Annotated in this window: 3 protein-coding genes; all 3 read left to right on the top strand. The window is 34.3% G+C overall.

Annotated elements, in window-relative coordinates:
- Nucleotides 1-141 precede the first annotated feature (141 nt).
- The 3 genes from BM153_RS13330 to BM153_RS13320 all read left to right on the top strand — a co-directional run bounded on the left by BM153_RS13330 (nucleotide 142) and on the right by BM153_RS13320 (nucleotide 2,919).
- Nucleotides 142-294, top strand: a complete 153-nt coding sequence (locus BM153_RS13330; RefSeq protein ID WP_242949164.1) for a helix-turn-helix domain-containing protein — start codon at nucleotides 142-144, stop codon at nucleotides 292-294.
- 1,017 nt (nucleotides 295-1,311) lie between these two features.
- Nucleotides 1,312-2,010 carry a transglutaminase-like domain-containing protein gene (locus BM153_RS13325; protein WP_092874988.1) on the top strand — a complete coding sequence of 233 codons (699 nt, stop codon included), beginning with the start codon at nucleotides 1,312-1,314 and terminating at the stop codon, nucleotides 2,008-2,010.
- A 147-nt stretch (nucleotides 2,011-2,157) separates the two neighbouring features.
- Nucleotides 2,158-2,919: a DUF5131 family protein gene (locus BM153_RS13320; protein ID WP_092874985.1), complete on the top strand. Its 762-nt coding sequence runs from the start codon at nucleotides 2,158-2,160 to the stop codon at nucleotides 2,917-2,919.
- Nucleotides 2,920-3,236 lie beyond the last annotated feature (317 nt).

Below are 3,236 nucleotides of genomic sequence, written 5' to 3'. Positions count from 1 at the left end.
TTCTGATTTCGTGCCATTAAAAGCACCTCCTTTTCCTCGTACTATATATCATCATATACGAGTATAAAGTGTCAACAATTATGATACAGCATCATAAAGATAAGGAACTTGTTAAAGAATTGATAAGGGAGGACGAAGCAGATGGTAAAAGTTATAAAAGTAATGCTCGTATCATACAACGTTCAGAATACTAAAATGTTTCAGTACGCTGGTGTGGCGAGATTTGATTATTATTGGGCTTTAGCAAAGGAAAAGGAAAATTACGGAAAAGGTGGCAGGCTTATATCAGACTAAGAGCTTAGAAAAAATTTTTTCGAGAACATAGGTCTCAAATTCTTTTAAATTTAATATTTTTTTACCTCAAATTTCTTTAACGTTTTAACGAACAATTCATTACCGCTATCAAATGGCTATATTCGGCACTTTTGAAATTATTCTCATCAATATGCTCAGTATAGCAAAACGGACCATCTAATTCGGCAACATTTATATGAGTTTAAGAAAAAATAGTTACATAGTTTCTGGAAGGACAAGGTAGTTTTCTTTTTTTCGTATCTAAATATGTACTTGGTACAACAAGACAACTGCGTTGTTGGGTAGCCGTCTACAAAAAAATTGGCGATGATGGATTAATGCGTTCATGAGGGAGTAGCGAAGCGGATTCCGAATGTCCGCTTTAATATGTTAAAAATCTTTTAACAAAATGGAACTGGATATAGCAGATTATGAATACTGGGAAATTTCAGATAAGGGTAAAGTTTTTTTGAGATGATTATTGTTGTTTATGAAAATGATTTTGATAGATTTTTTGAAATATTGATGATATTATTAATTATGTCATTCGTGCCGAAAGGCGTGCAGCTTTTGCTGTATTACCCACGACACTTTTTTCTTATGCGAAGGCGATGCGGTGATTTTGTGTGGTAGCGGGTGACTTTTTAATTATGGTGTATGCATTTTTGTTAAAAAATCGAAATCTGTATATTCTGTTCAGTCCTTACTTGCATGGAAGGGATTTTGAACTATCAATGATTTTGATACCGTTGATAGTTAAAACTTTACCGGCATGGAAGGATTATAAAATAAATTGTATTAGGAGAGAAAAATGAAAGAAAAGATACTAAATAAGAAATGAATCGTCGTAATCTATTTGATGATTACAATATCATTGACCTGGCTTTTTACCTTATATTTACTCAGACAAAATATTATAAAAGAGCACTTGAAAACATACCTGAGTCAATGTAATCTTTGTTGAATTGAGGGAATTATTTAGAAAATAAATATATAAATTGGAGTTTTGGGGAAAAAATGGAAAAATATTTAAAAGAAACACCAATGTTAAACTATTCGGATGATAGTATTCAAAGACTTATAGATGATAGAGGATGGAAGGATTTGGATACTTATGAGCGGATTAAAGACATATATAATTACATAAGGGATGAAATTATATTTGGCTACAATATTGATGACAACATTCCTGCATCAAAAGTCCTTAGTGATGGCTATGGACAGTGCAATACGAAAGGAACTCTATTTATGGCTTTGCTTCGGGCTTGCGGAATTTTTTGTCGAGTTCATGGGTTTACTATCGACAAAAAATTACAAAAGGGAGCCATGACCGGATTCGTCTATAGGTGGGCGCCTGAAAATGTGTTTCATAGCTGGGTGGAGGTTTACTTTGAAGGTATTTGGTATGAATTAGAAGGTTTCATTATTGACAGGAAATATTTAAATAAACTTCAGAATAAATTTTCAGATTGTAGTGGCTTTTTTTGCGGTTACGGGGTTGCGGTAAAAGACTTTCAAAATCCTATAATAGATTTTAATGGAAATAATACTTATATACAAAGTGAAGGTATTAATCAGGATTTTGGAATCTATGATTCCCCGGATGAGTTACTTAAAGAGCATCATCAGGAAATGTCTTTGTTAAAAGCATTTGGATACAGACATTTGGGAAGAAAACTAATGAATGCAAATGTAAGAAGAATTAGAAATGCATAAATTTTGGTTTGAATGTATGACTATTATTGAATATGGGTTTATTTTTCCAAAGAGTGTATACATTTAGGACAAAATATTTAGCATAAGTAGTCAGGAAATAGCATTGCTGGCAAAAAAATGTGACAGTGAAAATAAAGGTTGATAAAAATGAGTGAAGTAAAATTTGCAAGCTGGAATCCCTGGCATGGTTGTACGAAATATTCAGAAGGCTGCCGTTATTGTTATGTTTATCGGCAAGATGCAGCATATGGAAGTTTGGTTTCGTCAAAACAGTGTCGGAAAACTCAAAAGTTTGATTTACCAATTAAAAAGAAGCGGGATAAAACAATGAAGATTGACCCGGGCTCTATCGTCATGACCTGTTTTACTTCAGACTTTTTGCTGGAGGATGCAGACAGGTGGCGTGATGAATGTTGGAAAATGATAAAATACCGAAGTGATTGCATGTTTTATTTTTTTACAAAACGGATTGAGCGTTTTATGGAATGTGTGCCGGCTGACTGGGGAGAGGGCTATGATAATGTTATCGTGGGCTGTACCTGTGAAAACCAGGAACGGGCGGATTTCCGGTTGCCAATCTTTTCCAGGCTTCCCATTAAATATAAAACAATTATACTTGGTCCCATGCTGGGGTCAATTAATCTGGAAAAGTATCTTGATGGTAGCATTTGTGAGGTAGCCTGTTCAGGTGAATCGGGAATGAATGTGCGCCCTCTTGATTTTGAGTGGGTACTGGATGTTCGTCGTCAATGTGTCAGCAAGGGTGTCCCTTTTCAATTTCACCAAACAGGGGCATATTTTATAAAGGAAGGAAAAATGTACCATATACCAAGGCGTTTCCAAATATCTCAAGCCAAAAAAGCTGGGATTGATTACAAAATTGTGGATGGCTTTATTCCAGAGTTTTAGGGATGAAGAAACTACCTCCCTTTAAGAAGCTTTTCTGTGAACTACCCATTATAAAGTTATACTAATTTATGTACAATTAGTATTAAATAAAAATGTACTAATGCTATGATATATGTGCTAAAAAGGCGGAGTTCATAATCATTCTAAAATCTAATATCATACTTAACTTTAAAATAGATTCAGTAAACGACCTGTATAAATTAAAACCTTTTTTAAAAGAGAACATTTTGAACGCAGTGTAAGCAATCCCCCGCTTCAAAAGCGTAAGCTTTAAGCGGGGGTATAAGCTTACTAGTGTCAGAAGGGGTTAAAGCCCC

The organism is Acetitomaculum ruminis DSM 5522 (assembly GCF_900112085.1).
Lineage (GTDB): Bacteria > Bacillota > Clostridia > Lachnospirales > Lachnospiraceae > Acetitomaculum > Acetitomaculum ruminis.
The sequence above is the reverse complement of the archived record's forward strand: the minus strand, read 5'-3'. Positions and strand labels throughout refer to the sequence as shown.